Annotated in this window: 13 protein-coding genes; 3 read left to right on the top strand and 10 right to left on the bottom strand. The window is 45.8% G+C overall.

The window, feature by feature from the left end; all coding sequences use genetic code 11:
• Positions 1–15: 15 nt before the first annotated feature.
• From essC to CGZ75_RS01995, 5 genes are all read right to left on the bottom strand, one after another.
• Positions 16–3,969, bottom strand: coding sequence for a type VII secretion protein EssC (gene essC, locus CGZ75_RS02015; protein WP_089522633.1), 3,954 nt, complete (start codon positions 3,967–3,969; stop codon positions 16–18).
• A gap of 439 nt (positions 3,970–4,408) precedes the next feature.
• Positions 4,409–5,572 (bottom strand): hypothetical protein, encoded by a 1,164-nt coding sequence (locus tag CGZ75_RS02010; RefSeq protein ID WP_089522632.1) that lies wholly within the window; start codon positions 5,570–5,572, stop codon positions 4,409–4,411.
• A gap of 47 nt (positions 5,573–5,619) precedes the next feature.
• The gene (locus CGZ75_RS02005) at positions 5,620–6,222 is read right to left on the bottom strand and encodes a hypothetical protein (RefSeq protein ID WP_089522631.1); all 603 of its coding nucleotides are present in this window, start codon (positions 6,220–6,222) and stop codon (positions 5,620–5,622) included.
• Positions 6,219–6,767, bottom strand: a complete 549-nt coding sequence (locus CGZ75_RS02000; protein ID WP_245850666.1) for an RNA polymerase sigma factor — start codon at positions 6,765–6,767, stop codon at positions 6,219–6,221. The genes CGZ75_RS02005 and CGZ75_RS02000 overlap by 4 nt, the downstream gene beginning before the upstream one ends.
• 154 nt (positions 6,768–6,921) lie before the next feature.
• Positions 6,922–7,299 carry a VOC family protein gene (locus tag CGZ75_RS01995; protein ID WP_089522629.1) on the bottom strand — a complete coding sequence of 126 codons (378 nt, stop codon included), beginning with the start codon at positions 7,297–7,299 and terminating at the stop codon, positions 6,922–6,924.
• 308 nt (positions 7,300–7,607) lie between these two features.
• Between CGZ75_RS01995 and CGZ75_RS01990 the strand changes: the two genes are divergently transcribed.
• Together CGZ75_RS01990 and CGZ75_RS01985 are read left to right on the top strand one after the other, a co-directional pair.
• Positions 7,608–8,774, top strand: a complete 1,167-nt coding sequence (locus CGZ75_RS01990; protein ID WP_089522628.1) for an IS4 family transposase — start codon at positions 7,608–7,610, stop codon at positions 8,772–8,774.
• 839 nt (positions 8,775–9,613) lie between these two features.
• Complete coding sequence (locus tag CGZ75_RS01985) at positions 9,614–10,834, top strand: IS256 family transposase (protein ID WP_089522627.1); 1,221 nt, start codon at positions 9,614–9,616, stop codon at positions 10,832–10,834.
• Between the two features lie 96 nt (positions 10,835–10,930).
• Here the strand turns inward: CGZ75_RS01985 and CGZ75_RS01980 are convergent, their stop codons facing one another.
• From CGZ75_RS01980 to CGZ75_RS01970, 3 genes are all read right to left on the bottom strand, one after another.
• Positions 10,931–11,398, bottom strand: coding sequence for a DUF600 domain-containing protein (locus CGZ75_RS01980; protein WP_089522626.1), 468 nt, complete (start codon positions 11,396–11,398; stop codon positions 10,931–10,933).
• Positions 11,399–11,409: 11 nt separating this feature from the next.
• On the bottom strand, positions 11,410–13,620 hold the full coding sequence (locus CGZ75_RS25695; protein ID WP_245850665.1) for a DNA/RNA non-specific endonuclease: 2,211 nt from the start codon (positions 13,618–13,620) through the stop codon (positions 11,410–11,412).
• Between the two features lie 381 nt (positions 13,621–14,001).
• Positions 14,002–15,150: an IS4 family transposase gene (locus CGZ75_RS01970; protein WP_089522625.1), complete on the bottom strand. Its 1,149-nt coding sequence runs from the start codon at positions 15,148–15,150 to the stop codon at positions 14,002–14,004.
• 453 nt (positions 15,151–15,603) lie between these two features.
• Between CGZ75_RS01970 and CGZ75_RS01965 the strand changes: the two genes are divergently transcribed.
• Complete coding sequence (locus tag CGZ75_RS01965; RefSeq protein WP_089522624.1) at positions 15,604–16,983, top strand: ABC transporter substrate-binding protein; 1,380 nt, start codon at positions 15,604–15,606, stop codon at positions 16,981–16,983.
• Between the two features lie 556 nt (positions 16,984–17,539).
• Here the strand turns inward: CGZ75_RS01965 and CGZ75_RS01960 are convergent.
• Both CGZ75_RS01960 and CGZ75_RS01955 read right to left on the bottom strand, forming a co-directional pair.
• Positions 17,540–18,436 (bottom strand): IS3 family transposase, encoded by an 897-nt coding sequence (locus CGZ75_RS01960; RefSeq protein ID WP_281255103.1) that lies wholly within the window; start codon positions 18,434–18,436, stop codon positions 17,540–17,542.
• Between the two features lie 35 nt (positions 18,437–18,471).
• Positions 18,472–18,798 (bottom strand): transposase, encoded by a 327-nt coding sequence (locus tag CGZ75_RS01955; protein ID WP_089522622.1) that lies wholly within the window; start codon positions 18,796–18,798, stop codon positions 18,472–18,474.
• Positions 18,799–18,876 lie beyond the last annotated feature (78 nt).

The following is an 18,876-nucleotide window of genomic DNA, read 5'->3' as shown; positions in this document are numbered from 1 at the left end:
TCTCGTCCCCCCAGATCAAATTGTCGGTATTCTAAGCTGAGCCTGGGTGTTTGCTACCTTCATCCAGGCCATGCCTTCAGCCAATTTGAGATGAGATTGCTCATAGTCCATGTCTTGCATATAGGTGCTGCATCCACTATGGTTGATGGCCAAGCTCCCGCCGATGGCCAGGAAAGATTCATTTGAAATCAGCAGTCCAGGCAAAGAATACTGTAATTGAAGTTTGTCGAGCTCATCAGCTTTAACCCTTGCAGCAAGCAGAATGCCCAGTCCGCCGCCGAATCTAGCTACTCTCTCCAAATGCATAAGAGACTCTTCAGACATTTGCTTCAAAGCTGATTCCAAATCAGGAAGAATCAGAACGAGCAGCGGGTAGTTGGCAAGTATAAAATCAGCTTCATCAATTGAAGTTTCTGCATTAGCTTGCCGCGCCTCGTTTTTGCGCTCTTGAAGCTGCTGAACAAGCGATTCAGTCAAGGCAGAAAAAGCTTCCGCATCTCCAATGATTCTTTCTCCAGGCCAGTACGGCTGCAGCTTCGATCCAGCACTGTCATAAACGAAAGATTCCATATTGCAGTTAGGAGCCATCAGCCCCATAAGACTTCTGAACCCGTCTAACCAGCCAGCCTCGCTCACGTCAGAAACCAGAAGCGTGTGACTGTCGCGTATGTCGAGCAGCAAGGGTTCGACCGTGCCTTCATCTAGTCCAAGCGGAATCCTAAAGCTGGCCTCTCCGTCCCCTGCCCCGTTAAGCTTTGTTAGTAAATCAGCAGCAGTCAGAGCGGTCGGCACCATCACAATCTCTTTGGGTTTATCAAAGACGGAATTCTGCTTCATGCGCACGCATAATTCACGTATTCCCACTGCTTGTAAATCATCGCTGTCTCCTTCAACCGGAAGCGCTGCTTGAAACTCCAAAATCGCGTCTTGTTTGACGAGTCCTCTGCCAGCTGTTTTACCCGGCTCCATGCCATCGGTACGCCCCACGATAGCCGTGTAATCGGAACGATCGGCCATTTGGAAAACTAAAGCCTGCTTGACGTTCTGGGTGATTCGATAAGGAATGGAATTGCTTGCATTGCCCGTAAGGACAAAGTAGAACCCGTAATTCCCGCCTTCGCGGATAATTTTGGACATCTCCATAGACTCATCCATGTACAACTCGTTGAATCCGGCGAAATTGTCCAGCAAAATGACTAGCGATGGGACCTTCTCACCCGTCGCGTTGCAGTAGGCGCGAAGATTGCTGATCCCCAGTTCTGCAAATTTACGCTTGCGCTCTTCAAGCTCTGTGAGCATCCAAGCAAGCATCTTTTGCAGCTTCTTGTCATCTTCGGGATAGAGGATGTCTCCTTTATGCGGCAGCTCGTGGAAGACACCAAGCGTCCGAGTTCCAAAGTCGAGCAGATAAATATGAACCCGCTCCGGACTGTATTTCAAAGCTAAGCCCGTCACAATCGTTTTCAGGAAAGACGTTTTGCCAGTGCCCGGTGAGCCATACACCAGCAAATGCCCGTCTTTTGCGAAGTCAATCGTTAGCGGATACTGAGACTGCTTGGAGGGGTTGTCGACCAAACCAGCAGGAATGGATAAAAAGTCCGGCTGCTCCGGCCAATGCTGGCCATCCCATACTTGTTTTTCAGGCAACAGCTTGTCCAACACCAACATTTCCGGCAGAGGCGGAAGCCATAGTTGGAAAGCTTCTTTGATTCCCTCATCTGCCGAAACCGAGGCAAGGTAGGAAACAACAGCTTGCAGCTCGGATGGAGCAGCCTGTTTTTCTCCTGACTTTTTCTTAGGAATCAGTGAGCTTCTCTGACCATGAAGAGACACGATTTCTGCTGTGTAGCCCGGCTGACTATCCTCCGAGGGAAGGTACGGAGCTCCGCTCCATGACGATTGGAACAAGGTGAAAATTTCGTTGTTGCCTACCTGTAAATAACCTCTGCCTTTTTCTTTAATTTCGGCAGCTTCCGGCCTCTTGAGCATCTCCTGGCTGTCCGATGGCGTCTGCACCTTGAGACAAAGCTTGAAGCGTGAGTTACTCCAAATCTGATCGTCGACAACACCTGAAGGCTTCTGTGTTGCAAGGATAAGATGGATGCCCAGGCTCCTGCCTACCCTGGCCGCGCTGACAAGTTCCTTCATGAAATCAGGTTGATCGGACTTCAGCTCGGCGAATTCGTCCACGACGATCAATAGATGTGGGAGCGGCAATGCAGCCTGTCCCGAACGGTGCAAAACGATATAGTCGTCAATGCTCGTTACACCTGCTTCTCCGAAGAGCATCTGTCTCCTGAGAAGTTCACTCTTAATGGATGCAAGTGCGCGATTAATTCCATTACCGGTCAAGTTTGTAATCGTTCCGACGAGATGCGGGATTCCGTTGAAGGCATTCGCCATTCCCCCACCCTTGTAGTCGATTAGGACAAAGGCAATTTCATGCGGATGGTAGTTGACTGCCAAACCGAGAAGCAACGATTGCAGCAGCTCACTTTTCCCCGATCCGGTCGTACCAGCTACGAGTCCGTGAGGGCCGTAGCTCTTTTCATGCATGTCAAAAAGCATGAGCTTGCCTGCGCTTCCTTGACCAAGCGGGATAGAAAGAGTCCGGTTCGCTTGATTAGTCTTCCAGCGCTCTCCAATGCGAAGTTCCTCCACCCGTTGTACTTGAAACGTTTCGAGGAAAGTAACCATCTGTGGGATATGGGTGGAGCCCTGATTATCCCGAATCGTCACAGAAGCAAGCGAACGCGCGAACCGCTCTGCCTGCTCTCTGCTGACGCTATCTGGCCTAAACTGATGTGCAGGTACAAATCCACCCGCGTCCTTCCGCACTTGCCCGATGCCATCCCTGACTTCCAGAATGACCTGACAGTTCAAGGGGAGGCCAACATTGATTCTTTCGGATGCGAACATCACCGTCGTTCCCCGAGGTGACTCTTGAGCCAACAAAAGCTGAAGGAGCTCCGTCTCTTCCATAAGCTCTGGCGCCATGATCAGGAATAGATAATGTGGTATTGCAGCCTGCGTGAACGTGCTCGAAAATCCGGTTGGACTTTCGAGACGTTTCTTCATTTCAGGCAAAACTTCTTCTGCGATTGCTAATGCCGCGGAGGCATCTGCAGCTATGAATCGAGTCCTTCGATCCGTACTCCAGCTGTGTGGCAACCACCTCATCCACTCCCAACGTCCAATCTCGGATTGAGGAAAGATCCCGACAATACGAAGATCATCATATCCATGATGAGCTGTCGAATGGATGATCAAGCTGTTTATGAATTCACCCGCTTCTTGTTTTTTTCCGACGATTCCGAGACTGCGAACCTCCTGTATCGTTAGCGGTACGGGAACATCATGCACGTACTGCAGTTCTTCACAAATTTTAAGCGCGATATCTTCTAATGGGTTTTCATCGTCAATCGCTTTGGTCTTGGACTCAAAGCTTGGGACGAGCGCTGTCTCCTGAATTCCCACTCCCAACCGGAGCAAAAGGAAATCCTCCTCTACAGAGGTGCGTTCCCACATAGGCTTCGCTCGATTACGTACGAGTCGCTCACATTCATCTGGAGATGGATATAACTGTTCGAATGCTTCTCGCTGTTGCACAGATGCATCATGCAGCTGGTTCCGAATGGAAAATAGGTAGTCCAGATACTTCTTTTCCTGTTTTTTGACCAGATCCCGGTGCGTTTTAACACTAGAGGTGTAGTTAAGGATCGAGACGAGAACAGTAACGATAGTCATCGCAATTGTCCCGAATATCATAATGTAGGAGCGGGACAGCAGCGCTGTAAAAATAGACACAACCAACATGCCGAGAGGTGGAATTAGAATGGTCATCCAGTTAAAAATTGGCTTCTCGCTTGGCCTTGCCGGATCTTCTAAATGCAGTACTCCTTGCGGGAAGTAGGGCATAAGACGCGGGGTCCTTTGTACCTGATTTCTTGAGCGTTGTTCTTCTGTCATTTTTCATCACCAGTTCATATGAATTTTAATTAATATATAATTTATTGTTTGAATAAATCAGTTTAATAACGATAATATATTTCTTTTATAAAACATTTTTGGATTAATATAATAATATTTTATTTCAATTATGTTGTTTGATAAGTTTTTTTGTTTTCTATATTTTTTATATTATCAAAAATATGTATCGGTTTGGAAAAGGCTAAAGTTTATATTTACCTGCAAAAAAACTTGTTTTTATCCTTATTATGATAGACACATAACTTAAGATAGTAGTTCTTTAGTCTTTAAAAGAATGCGTGGACTTGACTGTAACAAGAGAATAATTGACATAATTATTCATTTTGAGTTATGTAGAGTTAAAAATAAAAACGCCGCTTGTCCCCACTAAGTGGAAGACAAACGGCGAAAATTAATAAAATCCTTGTTTAATTAAACCTTAAAACTCCTCGTTCTGTCGGCGAGTAAATTCAGTCCCTTCATGCAGGGGCTGTGGAATTGGTGGATTCGGCCTGCCAAGGAACAGTCTCAGCCCTGCAGCAATAAGCAGGAAAGCTGTCAGCGCAGCTGGGAGATTATATCGGATCTCTTGATAGGCTGAATAGAACTGCGGGAAGTAATTCGATGCTATCTCGACCAAAATGCGATCACTCAAATAGTAACCTCCGAGTAGAATCAATCCCGTTCCGAGCAAACGATTGTAACCAGTATGCCCACCAAGTACGGGAGTGTCCGCAAGCTCTCCTCTCAGATAACGACCATGCTGCTGCAGGGCATCGAAAAAGGCGTAACACCAGACGAGAGGCAGTAGAAACAGAAACAGCGTCATCCGAAGACTGTCCATTAAATAAATGGAAAGAAGGAATATGCCCATTAGCTGCAGCCCCCGCTTCTGCATGCCAAGATAAAGATGCCCCGCACCAGGCAGGAAGGACAGCGCCGCTGCAGCGGTTTTATTTTTGCGGCCCGATGCAAAATGTCCCTCTATCTCTTCGAATAGAGAGCGGTCAGTAAGTGGCTCGCCGAGATGTTTACGTTGCACAAGCTTGACGGCGTCGAACATAGCGTAAACCCAGAGAACTGGCATGAGCAGCAATAAAACTAGAAAAACCGGCGTCCTCAGTAAGATGGTGACAAATATGATAAACGTGCCAAGACCAGCAAAGGTAACCATAAGAGCGACTCCGCGCTGCAATAGACCCAGGTACATCTGACCGAGGCCTGGAATGAACGATAGTAAAATCGTCATTGATTTCTCCCGTTGATTCTCAGCGATCTGGCTCGGAACAAGCCTCGCGGTGGGAATGCCTTGGGCGTCCATCGGTCCCGGTTCAAAGACGTGGGCAGGTACTGCCGGGCGCTTCAAAAGCGTCACGAGCAGATCGAACATGCTGATGACCCAGATCAACATTGGGAACAAGACCATCATTACGGCTTCCCCATCCAAATTGTCCGTAACTGCCAGAAGGAACATAAAAGCAAGCGGGAGCAAAACGAAGGTTCCATAAACAATCATTCGAATATATTTTTGCAAATAGGCATGGCCAGCCCCGGGTATGAAGCCGAGCAGCAGCACCAAAAACGGGTTGAGCGAATTGCGCATAATGTTTTTCCTCTCTATTTGAGTTAGATGGAATTACGATTGGCTGGTTAACGATAGCGGACGGACTCCCACTCATCTAACAGCTTGGAAGTTCGTTCTACCACATGTCCGGACCAACTGTCTGCAGCCGGGTGTCGGACGGTTGGGTTTGAACCAATAACTGATGTGCGGGAAGAAATATCTTTCTCCAGCTCACGCGTCAAACCGCTCAATGCACCTGTCAGAAGGAGCATCAAAGTGAGCGCCGCTGCAAGACCGTAGTGGAATGCTGGATGGCGAGCCCATGCTCTGCGACGCTTTTGGTGCGCGGCTGAATCTGCTTTCAACTGCTGCAGAACAGCTTCCCGTATACGAGTCATGCTGTTCGCAGGGGGCAGAAAATCGGCCGGCCGATCCATTAGGTTGCTGGGGTCCGTTCCCTCAGAGTACGAATTGCCATCGCCTAGGGAAGAGGACTTCGACGCTAAAGTTGAAGCTGAAACTGGAGCTAAAGCTGATTCCGCTGTATCTAGTGCAGCTATGTAAAGCTCCAGGCAGCTCGCGCAATTGGCAAGATGACGCTCCAGCGTCGCCCTCTCAAGCTCAGCGGCGATGGAACCTGACACATAGTTTATCCACACTTCACTGGAAGGGTGGTTGATTTCACTCATTCAAAGTCCTCCTTTTGCCAATGACGCCTCATCCAGCTGCGTGCCCGGTAAAGCTTGGACTCCACACTCTTCGGCTTCAGCCCGCGTTCCTGCGAAATCTCTTCCTGCGTACGGCGGCGAAAATAATAATCCCTAACAACAGCTGCATAGTCCGAAGGCAGTTCTTCGAGTTTGTCCTGAACCTTTTGCAATCGTTCTTTGGCAATTAGCTGCTCCACAATGGGCATCTGATCCTGCAGCTGGTCATAATTCTCGGGTCGATCCTCCGGCAGATGCCAAGCTGGGTTCTCGCGTCTGCGCTTCATACGCTGCCAGTCAATGGCGCGATTGACTGCAATGCGAGTGATCCATGTTTTGAAGCCATCCAATCGGCATTCAGGCAAGGTTCGGCAGATGGTCAAAAGCACTTCTTGAAGCACGTCCTCCGTATCATGGGGGGAGCGCAGAACGGCATTGATGGTGCGATAAAGGTATTCTCCATATTCATCTATCAGTTCCCCGAATCGGTCCGCTCCACTGTCTCGGACGGCTCGGAGCCACTCCACATCATTCCTGATATACTGCGCCTCCCTTCCCCATGTCCTAATAGACGAATGACTCGATGGTTTCCCCTGCACTTGCAGAAAAAAAAGAAGAGCATGCGCTCTTCGAAATGGAATTGGAGATTATATTTATAAGGGAAGGGAATTAACAAAATGGCTATTCCAGCCACTCTAAAAATTCAAGACGGTTTCCAAATGGGTCATTCAAATAAAATCGTTTGACGCCTTCATCTGTCCTTGCTTCATCATCAATGACACCAGTATCGTTTTGTAGCAAATGATCTCGTAGTTCATCCAAATGCTGCACATGGAACGCCGGATGAGCTTTAGTCGCTGGTACAAAGTCCTTTTGTACACCTACATGTACTTGATGAGTACCACATTGGAACCAAACTCCACCGCGTTTTTGAAGAGCATCAGGTTTGGGAATTTCAGTCCAGCCCAGCAAACCATTAAAAAATATCCGCGCCTCTGCTTCGCAGCCTTGGGGTGCCGCTAGTTGAACATGGTCAAGACCGTAGAAATGGTAGGACATCTTAAATCCTCCTTAATGGTTGAATTATGGTTAACTATATTTTACCATATGAACCATAGGTATCTACTAATCTATTTGAGATCGAATTCGGAAAGAAAACGAAGAAAATAAAAAGAGCTCAATCATGGCAGTAACTGACCATAATTGAGCTTTTCATAGCTATTGAGTTATTTAGAACCACTAGCGTTGCATTAATGTTCTCTAAACATTCAAAATCTTCTGTTTTATCTGGGAACGGACACAAAAAAATCCTTTACAATGGATCGGAGAGGTAGACCTGTCCATAAATCCACTGAAAAGGATCCAGCATGGACAATCGTACTGCATTATCTTCATTTGGTAAATGGATTAGACCCATCTGTGCAAAAACGTTCATAAATGCCGTGGCGGAATGTCAACAAGATAAGTATACGAAAAAGTTGACTACGACAGCGTATCTTAACTTGTTTTTACTTGCCCAACTGCAAAACCGTGAGGGATTACGTCACATCGCCGACGACGTGCTGGGTGAAGAGCTGCAACGCGAGCTTGGACTTACCTCCATCTCAGCTTCCCAGCTTAGTCGCAAGCACAATCAAGTTGACCCTGAGCTGCTGCGGCATGTATTCGAACAGGTAGCCAAGCTTGTCCTGCTTCGTCAAGGCACAAAGGGAAAGCAATTCAAGATTAAAATCATCGATTCGACGACGGTGACGTTATGCTTACAGAAGTTCAAGTGGGCCGAATTTCGCAAGACGAAAGCAGGCATCAAAATCCATACGCGACTGGCCTTCATGAATGAACATGAGGTCCTTCCGGACAAGGCGACCGTAACGGTAGCCAAGAAAAATGATCGGACTCAGATGGAGGAACTCGTTGATGAACCTGGCGTTACGTACATCTTTGACCGCGGCTACATCGATTATGCGGCATTCGATCGTTACAGTCGGGAAGGGATTCTGTTCGTGACCCGCTTGAAAAGCAACACGCATATGGAACCGTTAGAAGCGTATGATGTTCCTGCCGAGAGTGTGGTTTCCGCCGATTGGCGTGTGCGAATCGGCTCGCAGCAGAAGAGAATGAAGCACGAGCTCCGGATGATCCAGACGCAAGATTCGGAGGGAAACGAACTCTTTCTGGTGACGAATCGCTTCGACCTGACGTGTGATGAAATCAGTGAGATGTACCGCAGCCGCTGGGCAATCGAACTCTTCTTCAAGTGGATCAAGCAGCATCTGCAGATTAAGCATCTTTATGGCACAAGCGAGCGGGCCGTCATGAATCAGATTTGGATCGCTCTGATCGCGTTTTGTTTGCTGATGCTAGTGAAGCTGGAGACGAAGGTGCAGCACAGCTTGCTTCAATGTACACGTTGGCTAACCACATTCTTGTGGCAACCCTATGACAAGTGGCTCAGGCAGCTCAAGGAAAAACCAAGCCGAACGTCAAAAGGACGACAGCGAACGCGAGTAGAAGATTCATTAGCGGACTCATAGATCACCAACAATGAACAAATTTACATAAATTAACCAAATGGATGGACTACCTCTAAGAGCTGTCTGACTTTTTTTATTTCACCTCAAAAAAACGTTTTCTGAAATTTCACTCAACTTATGTACTGAGGTTTTATGCAACGCTAGTGACATATTCTAAACAAATTGAGACCATATCTGCTTGTAGTTCTGAAAAATAATTCTCAAATACTTTCCCCATTAAATAATCTCCTAGTTTTTAATATTGATAGTTTTTCAATAGAATATTTCACTTCAAAAATTAATGGGTGTAAAGCATCCCGATTATATCTGATGTTTAATTCAATCTTTGCTTCTATCGCTGCTTAATTGCTTTAGCCCAATTCATTTTCGAGGACATTTGTAACCTTTATCTCTGAAGTATAGAAGACAAGCTATCCCCACCAGGAATGATATCTTGAAAGGTGCGATTCTGTCTTCCTCTGCCTCACTATCGATACAGGGTAATCTACAGTTGCGAGTAAATTTGAAAAGACCGCAAGCAACCGAGCATAATAAAAAACAGGTCAATCATGGTGGTATCTGACCATAATCGACCTGTTCTATGTGACGCTTCAGCGTTAATTAGGTTATACTTTTCAAACATTACTGTACGTACAAACGAAATGGCTAAATAATTATACATGTATTATATGGGTTGAGTGTGTTACTAGTTGAATAAAGAGTTCATTGGGCACTGGGCACTCGGCAGTCCCTATTGCCTCGTTCCAAGTATATGAGTATGGAACTTGAGTCTGTAAAATAGATTGTGTAAACTCCCAAACCTATTAAAATGGTAGTATACGAAAGGCTGGGGATTACACATGGGATTATGGACGAAAGAGCAGCTACGAGCTTTCATTAAGGAGAACAAATTGGTCTCCGCACAGGATGCTCAGAATGCGCTAAAAGATCTGTTTGCCGAGACGCTTCAAGAGATGCTTGAAGCCGAGATGGATACGCATTTAGGCTACTCCAAGCATGACATTCAGAACAAGCAGACGAAGAATAGTCGCAATGGAAAGAGCAAGAAGAACATCGTAAGCGAGTATGGCGAGCAGGAAATCAGCATCCCTCGTGACCGTAATGGCGAGTTTGAGCCTCTTGTCGTGAAGAAGCACCAATCTAACGTAACTGGCATTGAGGATCAAATTATTGCCCTTTACGCCAAAGGTGTAAGTACTCGGGAGATCCAGGATCACCTGCAGAATCTGTATGGAATCGACCTTTCTCCGACCTTCATTTCGAACGTGACGAACAAGATTATTCCGCTCATCAAAGAGTGGCAAAACCGGCCGCTGCAGTCCGTGTATGCGGTTGTCTTTCTCGATGCCATTCACTTCAAGGTCAAGCAAGACGGGGCGATTGTGAACAAGGCGGCTTACATGGTGATTGGCATTGACTTAGAGGGTTGCAAAGATGTACTCGGCATGTGGATCGGCGAGAACGAGTCCTCCAAGTTCTGGCTTAATGTCCTAAATGACCTGAAAAACCGCGGAGTCCAAGACATTCTCATCACCTGTGTCGACAACTTGAACGGCTTCACGCAAGCAATCTCCGCCTGTTATCCGCAGACCGAAATCCAGAAGTGTATCATCCATCAGATCCGTAATTCCACGCGGTTTGTCTCCTACAAGGACATCAAAAAGGTCACTGCGGACCTGAAGCCCATCTATAAGGCAGTTAACGAAGAGATGGCGTTACTAGAGCTCGATCGTTTCGAGGAAACATGGGGCACCAAATACCCGCTCATTGTGAAATCCTGGCGCAACAACTGGGACGAGCTCGCGACGTTCTTTAAGTACCCCGCAGAAATTCGCAAGATTATCTACACAACCAACATCATTGAGAGCTACCACCGTCAGTTGCGCAAGGTGACGAAAGGCAAGAGTATCTTTCCAACAGATGATTCCTTGCTCAAAATGCTTTACTTGGCCACGATGGACGTGACACGCAAATGGACAGGCCGCGTTCAAAACTGGGGGCAAATGCTTCTCCAGCTATCCGTCTTCTTCCCGGATCGCATCGGGCATTTTCTCAAATGAATTTCATTCTGCTCCCCGAGGGAGCAGCCTCTTAAAAGAGTTTACACAAAAGATTTGACAGACCCTGGAACTTTCATAGAGAATATTTAGACAAAACTATAACATTCCACCCATTTCTTCAAACCATTCATCAAATATGTGATCCGATATCTTTTCAGGGTCATTTGAATACTTCAAATCATAACTATAAGTCGCATCTAATTTATTATTTGCTACGTCGTAAACTAACTTCATTTCAGTAGGCATTTCCTTATTATATTCTTTACACAAATCATTTATTTTCCGAAGGTCTTCATTCCCTATATCAAGCATTGCAATTTGTCTATCCCTAGAAACATCATACAAGAGTTCTGGATTACCTTCAAAGCGTTGCACCGCATCATTTACTTTATGCTTCTGCACAACACAATTATTTATCTTATAAAACACATTAACTCCATATTCACCAAGTTCATAAGAAGCATAGATATAAATTACATCTGCTCTATTGTTTACATATTCCAAACAAATAGAAACCATGTCTGCTTGTAGTTCTGAAAAATAATCTTCAAACACTTTTGCCATATGTCTTCCTCCTAATTTGTTAAATTTCTAACTGTAATCTTTCCATCTATCTCGTACGTTACTTTAAAACCTGATGGTCGGAGCGAATCACCATCATAATTTACTTTTACATCGACAGAAACATGTTTAGGTGGTTTGGTATTTAATGCTTTTGCCCATTCATTTTCAATCTTTTTATATTGGCTTAGATTAATATTACTAGACTGTGAAACTAAATTATCTAACTCTGGAGAACCACCAAATCTATCCCCTGCCAAATGACCTGCATGGTCACCTGACTCTTTGCCTGGCGTCTTGGGATCATGTGGTAATCGGTCGTCCCTCGCAGTTAATTTTAAATCATCCGCACTAAATTTTTCAATTCTGCCAAGATGATCTGTCTCATAATCATATTGGTGCTCACCAGCTTTGTACTTAACATCCGGTTTAAGTTTCCCTGCAGCATCAAATGCGTTACCAACATATTCTTTGAGACCCTTCCCCGTCACCTCAGCCATAAACTTAAGATAGTTCTCTTGAACCGAAGTAGGCTTGAGGGGTTGTACTCCGCCTATGCCATTATCTCCGATTCTCATCCAGGTTCCGTCCGGAGTTACGGCGACGGGCTTCAGGTCAAGCTTTAGATCGGGAAGGCGCCCTGCCAATTCCTTACCGCCCTCTATGCCTGCTTTTACAGCACCCTTTACTGCCGTAAATGCCAGGGCCGATTGGGTAAGTGCACGTCCAAACTCCTTGCTCTCTTCAAGACTAGCTTTTCCGCTGAGGACACGGGCATACAGTCGGTTAACGTCTTGGAACGGTTTTACGAACTCTTCCTTGACGCTCTCACCCAGCGTATCGCCGATTTGCTCCAGCGTCAATTCACCGTTTAGGATTGCCTCGCCTACATCCATGAAATCCGAATAGGTTTTTGGGTTCAGCACCCCTAACAGTGCCATCCCCTCGTCTTGCAATTGGCTTATGATACCATCCGTTACGGAGGAGTACGTCAATGCCATCATCAACATGCCGTTATTCAGCTTCAAATTCGGATTGTTCCTCATCCCCTGAGCGGCATCACTTCGGGCTAACCGTAACAAATCTTCATTAAATCCTCCGTTGATTTCAAACGGCTTTAGCTTCCCCCCATTCCACACCATCCACTTCGTATTGACCGTGTTTGCTAGTGTCTGGTACGCTGCTACAGAGGCCATTAATCCTTCGTCGTAAACGCCTGTTACTTTCCCCTGATACAGGTTCATCTTTTTCAGGTACTCTTGCATTTCCCGAATTTTTTCGGCCGGTATCGTGGCGTTATAACGATCCAACTGCCCGGCAATTCCTTCCCGAACGACCCCTGCTGCTACGCGCCATTGCGCGGAATCTTGCACTTTAGCAAGCTCCCCCCGTGCCCAATCCCGCACCTTGCCCTCCTGTGCACCAAGGCTCAGCAGCAAACGGTACTTCGGATCATCTCCAAGCGGTACCGGCTGCCCGGTGTAGGACGGATCAAAGTCGCAAGCTTCTATCGCCGGCTTCTGAAAATACGGCGACAAGTCTACGTTCTCCGCATACAATCCTTCGCGGATCCCCTTACTCTTCAGCTCCTGCCGAGCTGCCACCGCCATCTCATGCATCGCGTCCATCAGCACCCGATTGCCGTAGGCTTTGTACATCCCATACGCCGTCTGCGCCTTGCCGATGTCTTCCCGCAGTTTCAAAATCCGTTCCAGCTCCGAGCGTGCCGCAGCCCGATCTTCCGGGGTCATATTAGGGCTCGCCGCAATCCGCTTCAGCCCCAGGATAACCGGGTCTTGCTGAAACGCATCCATCAGCGGCATCGGCCTCACGCTGCTAATCCCCATCTTCGCCGCCTGCTGCATCCGCAGGCTAACCTGGCCATATCCAATGATCGGCTGTTTGTAGGCGCCAAACCCGAAGGGATTCCACGTTTTCCCCACCGTAAAGGTCAAGTTCATCTTGAGTCGATTCTCATTTTGCAGCCGCTCGACCCCGCGCATCATGCGCCGAGCAAAATCGGCCAGTTCCTCCGCTTCTGCGGTAAGCTCTTTCGCCACTCTTACCGCACGCCCAGCTTCTCGCACAGTGGGGATCTGTTCCCATTCCCAAGCAGCCCCGTTCACTTGCTGCATCAGGCGCATCGCGTCCTGACCGATCGCAGTAAACCGTTGACGGAGGCGTTCCACATCCGCCAGATCCATTTTTACATTTGCGCCAGACAATAGAATCACCTCAATATGACTCGGAATCTATTACACCGAGTATCAATGCTTTGTATTTGGGAGAATACTTAGTTACGCTGCCTTTACCTTGATTGTTGTTGATCCTATAAGTTTATTTCCCATTTTTATATTATCGGTCTGAACTAATGATTTAATAGAGTCTCGTCTACAGCTATCATCTATCGTTGTAATGCGCCAATTGGTAGGATACCTCACTAGCGTTGCATAAACCTTCACTATAAAATAAATTGAATATTCAAACACACTATCGATGTCAACAAAACCAAAAGGTCGAACTCTCCTTAGAGGTAGCTCTGTCCATTTGGTAATTTATGTATATACGAAATGAGTTCCGACAAACCTGTTTTCTGGCTCTTGCGATTACGACGATTCGCTTCGTTTACGACCCGTTGACTTCCGACTCGGTGGACGATGGATTCGATTCAGCCAGTGCTCACTCGGTTTCCACAACAATACGTTTAGCCACCGGCTTAACTGCAGCAGAGAATGTGGCGTCTTCGTGTCCTGTTTCACCAGCACCAGCAGGCAAAAGGCAATCAGCCCGATCCAAATCTGGTTGTGCACAGCACGATCACTTGTTCCGTAAAACCGCTTGATTCGCAGATGCTGCTTCATCCATTTAAAGAACGTTTCTATCACCCAACGGCTCCGGTACATCGCCGAAATTTCATCGCTTGTCCGATCAAAATGATTCGTAACGAGAATCAGCTGATTTCCCTCTGAATCGGAAGTTTCAATCATGCGGAATTCATGTTTGGCTCGCTTTTGTGAGGAGCCGATCCGTACACGTTCGTCCATTGTCACCAAACTGCCAGTTGGGATCTCAAATGACTCGATCGGCTCAATAACAGCGTTGTTTTTCAGCCGTGTCACGAAATGAATCCCGCGCTCACTGTACGAGTCAAACGCCTTGTAGTCCACGTAACCGCGGTCAAACACATAAGTGACGCCTTCCTCATCGATGAGCGAGTCCATTTGGGTCCGGTCATTTTTCTTGGCGGGTGTAATCGTCGCGAATTCAGGAAGAACGTCGTCTTCGCCAACAAAAGCTAGACGCAGATGAAGCTTGATGCCCGCTTTCGTTTTGCGAAATTGCGCCCACTTATACGTCTGCAGACAAAGCGAAACCGTCGTAGAATCGATGATTTTGATCGCATGCCGGTCTCCAAGAGCCGTGTATTTCGATACGATCTTCTTGGCCAATTGCTCGAAAACATGCCGAAGCAGCTCCGGATCGACCCCATTGTTTTTCCGGCAAAGTTGGCTGGACGAGATGGACTCAAATCCGAGTTCGTGCTGGAAGGCTTGACTCAGCAAATCATCTGCAATGCTCCTAAGGCCCTCCCGCTGATGCAGTTGAGCGTGCAAAAACAGCTTGAGATATGCAGTCGTCGTGAGCTTTTTAACATACGCATCCTGGCGAGTTTCGGCGATTCGATCTGTGAACGTTTTCGTAAAAATGGGTGCAATCCATTTACCAAATGAAGAAAATAGGGTATCCTTATCCATGCGCTAATCCTTTCAGTGGATTATGGACAGGTACTACCTCCCATATCTATTGTAAAGGATTTTTTTGTGCATGTACGATGAGATAACTCAATATTTCGAAAGTTTCGAAAACATTTATGCAACGCTAGTGAGGATACCTGTAATGGAGGAAGTAAGGGCTGGCGAGAGGGTTTGACACAAGATATACAAGCTTTTTATATTCTTGCCAATTTTACAGATATGGTTTAAATTAGAATTCGAGGAATGCACCTTGCTTCCTCATTTTTAAATCTCATTTGTGCAAACGTTTGCTCAAAAGTAGGCTCAGGATGATCATTTGATGATGTAGGAGGCATTTTCATTAATGAAAGCGCATTTATAACCACTTATTTCTATATTATCAAATCCAACTCTATCATGATTGCTTTACAAGCTTAGCAGTACACAACCCAAGTAAAAGGAGGCACGAGTATATTGAATTCAAAGACTAGAACAAGAACAATCATTTTATTAATCCTCGTACTAACGATGTCCTTACTAAGCGCTTGTATGAAAGAAGAGAACAAAGGTGGTGAATTAGAAGGAAAATTGGAAGGAACTCTGAAGGTCATGTACTTCCAGGAAAATCTATTTTTCCAGAAGTACGGGAATTATTTTATGAATCAGTTTCCAAATGTGGAGTTCGAGGTCGTAAATACGCAGTGGTTAATGAAGTATCCGGCAGCAGACAGCAATAAAGCATTTAAGGAATATATCGAAGAACGCAAACCGGATGTTTTATACCTGGATATGAGCAGTTACTCCTACGCCATCGAGAACGACTTGCTGCATCCGCTTGATTCTGTTATTCAACAAGATAAATTCGATCTAGAAGGCATTCTTCCCATGGTAACAGATTGGTTGAAAAAAGAAGGCTCCGGCGGGTTATATGCCCTAGCTCCTGAGTTTTCTACCAGTGGTCTTTATTACAACATCGATTTATTCGAAAAGTACAATGTTGAATTGCCTCGGAATGGGATGTCCTTCCAAGAAGTGCTTAACTTAGCGGAACAATTCCCTGTTAAAGGATCGGAGGCTGAGCGTATTTATGGCTTATCGACCACCTCATCATCAACCGCAACTAAATTAAGTGAGGCCATATTCCAAATGACGAATTATTATGGAACCGTACAAGGGCTCTCCTATGTTAGTGCTGATGGGAAAAATATCACAATCGATTCCCCGCAATGGCGCAATATTTATGAGAAAGTTGTAGATACATATCAATCAGGCATCATCTCTCCCCCTGGAAGTTGGGAGAATGATTTATTTCTAAACGGCCGTGCCGCTATGATCGTAGAAGGCTCCTATTATTTAAATATGATTTCTCAGGCCGAAGGCAGGCTTAAATCTCCACTTCGTTGGGGAGTGGTTACTCAACCTGTCCATTCTCAGGATCCTGACGTGGCCCCAAATATGGGTCTAACCGATATTTTCGGAGTATATGCAAATTCACCAAATAAGAAATTGGCTTGGGAATTTATTAAATTCGCTAGCGGGACGGAAGTAGCAAAATCTTTATCCCGAGCTCCAGGTGGTTCGTTATCTGTCCGACCTGACTTTATCCCAGAGGTGAATGGAACCGCACTAAGTGCATTCTATGAGCTGACCAAGATGTCTGATTTCAGTTACCCTTTGAATGTACCGGAAGGCTTTGATTCCATACTTCAAACAATCTTTTCAAGAGAAACCGAAGCTGTCCTTGCCGGTGAACAAACAATTGATGAAGCGTTACAGAAAATTAATGCAAAAGGAAATGAACAATTGAAGGAAGCTCATATTAGAGCAGCGCTGAAAAAAGAGAAGGATAAGTAGATTTGTAAGTATCTGTGTGGGCATGGATAATAGCAGATGGGTGAAGATGGCTAACGCCTTCCTGCACCTGAGGAACAGCCGGCCATGCCCTTTTTTTATGGGGAACTAATTTAAAAAACAGCTCAAAATAACATCTACCACAAATTTTTTCGATACGCTTTAAACCCGCTCATATATCTAACGCCAAATTCAACATAACTATAATTAAATCAGTAAATATAAAAATACAGGGAATTAAGGGACGTATATTATATTGATTCCATTACTTCATTGATTTGGTTATTGTATTTATCGGTTTTTCCATTGGCAGCAAAGTATACAAGCAATACATTTTCTTTAATATAATTTTTGTGAGATGAAAGTAATGTCGCCGTATAACTTTGATTTTTTAATCCTTTTTGCAATTGCTAGTTGGAGTCAAACCTGTAAATATCAATTCGATCATTAAATCCAACTTTTTGATCCAAATCCGGTTAAAACCCCTTATTATGGACAAGACACCTCTTATTCGATCTTGTTCTTAGGATTGCTCTGAATTTCCCTGGTTTAGACCGATTTAGACTTTTATTTGTTTCGGCGCTACAATTCCTTGCTCGATAGCCGTCATGTATTCATACGGAGACAAATCGTAGATACTGCCGTGGATTCGAATGCAATTATAATCCTGGATAAACTGACTGACGATTTCATAGGCCTGAGGATACGTTTCAAATTCATGGCGCCGATAACATTCTGCTTCGAGGATGGAATGGAATGACTCAATATGAGCATTCTTGTTCGGTGTTTTTGGCGGGATGCGCTCGTGAATAAGATTGAAGGTCTCACACGCTTCTTCAAATCGGTGACTAATAAACTGCGGACCGTTGTCGGATCGAACGACAAGCGAATTCACATTGTCAAAAAGCTTTCGTTTCATCAAAGCTTCCTGCGTGATCTGAACCAGATGTCTTGCCTCACAGGTTAATCCAATGTGATACGTAATTATCGCGCGATCAAACACATCGATGATACTCAGCAAGAAGAAGAATCGCTGCTCGCCGTGGATCCAACCGTACTTAATATCTGTTTCCCACAGCTGATTGGAGCCTGTAAGGACGCGATTATTAGCCAGACGCTTGGGATACTTGAACTTTAGCTGTCGCTGCGGGCGGAGCACATCCATTTGCTTGCATAGGCGATAGACCTTCTTTTTATTGATCTGTAGCCCATGCCGCCTTCGGAGTAGCACGGTGAGCTTCCGGTAGCCATACGACGCGCCTTCGCCAGCCAGAAACTCCATGAGCCACTCGCAGATTTGTTCATCACTAACCGGACTCTCATCTCGTGTGTACGACAGGCCTGGCAGGGGACGACCGCTGCTGCAAGCAGTTACCGACGTTGTTTGCTGCTCCCGTCTTTCATGAGCGTAGTAGGTGGATCGCTCCACTTCGAGCACACGAAGGACGAAGCTGATGTTGTGTCCGAGCGCAATATACGTCCGGGCAATGTCTATTTTATCCGCAACTGTGGGTTTGTTTTTTTTAGTAGGTCTTTGAGAATGTCCCTCTCCAAGGCTTGTTCAGCAAATAGCTTTTTAAGCTTTTCATTCTCTTTTTCCAGCTGTACATAACCTTCCGCTGTTGGAACGAACTTCGATTGTTTGACGCTTGTCCCGTCCAACTGATCGAGATCCTTACGATTCAATTCTTTAGCCCATCTGAGAACCATCTTCGGATCCAATTCATGTTGCCTGGCTACGGTGGTCATGTTGCCAATCTCTTTCCCTTGGGCTACCACCATCTTTTTGAAATTCAGATCGTACTGCTTTCTCTTCATTCCGTTCCCCTCCGCCTCAACATTATTGTATCGGGGTAAGGGGTGTACTGTCCAAGTTCATTAGGGGGCTAAATAGAA

The organism is Paenibacillus herberti, from assembly GCF_002233675.1.
Classification (GTDB): Bacteria; Bacillota; Bacilli; order Paenibacillales; family Paenibacillaceae; genus Paenibacillus_O; species Paenibacillus_O herberti.
This window is presented reverse-complemented; position numbering and strand designations above follow the sequence as displayed.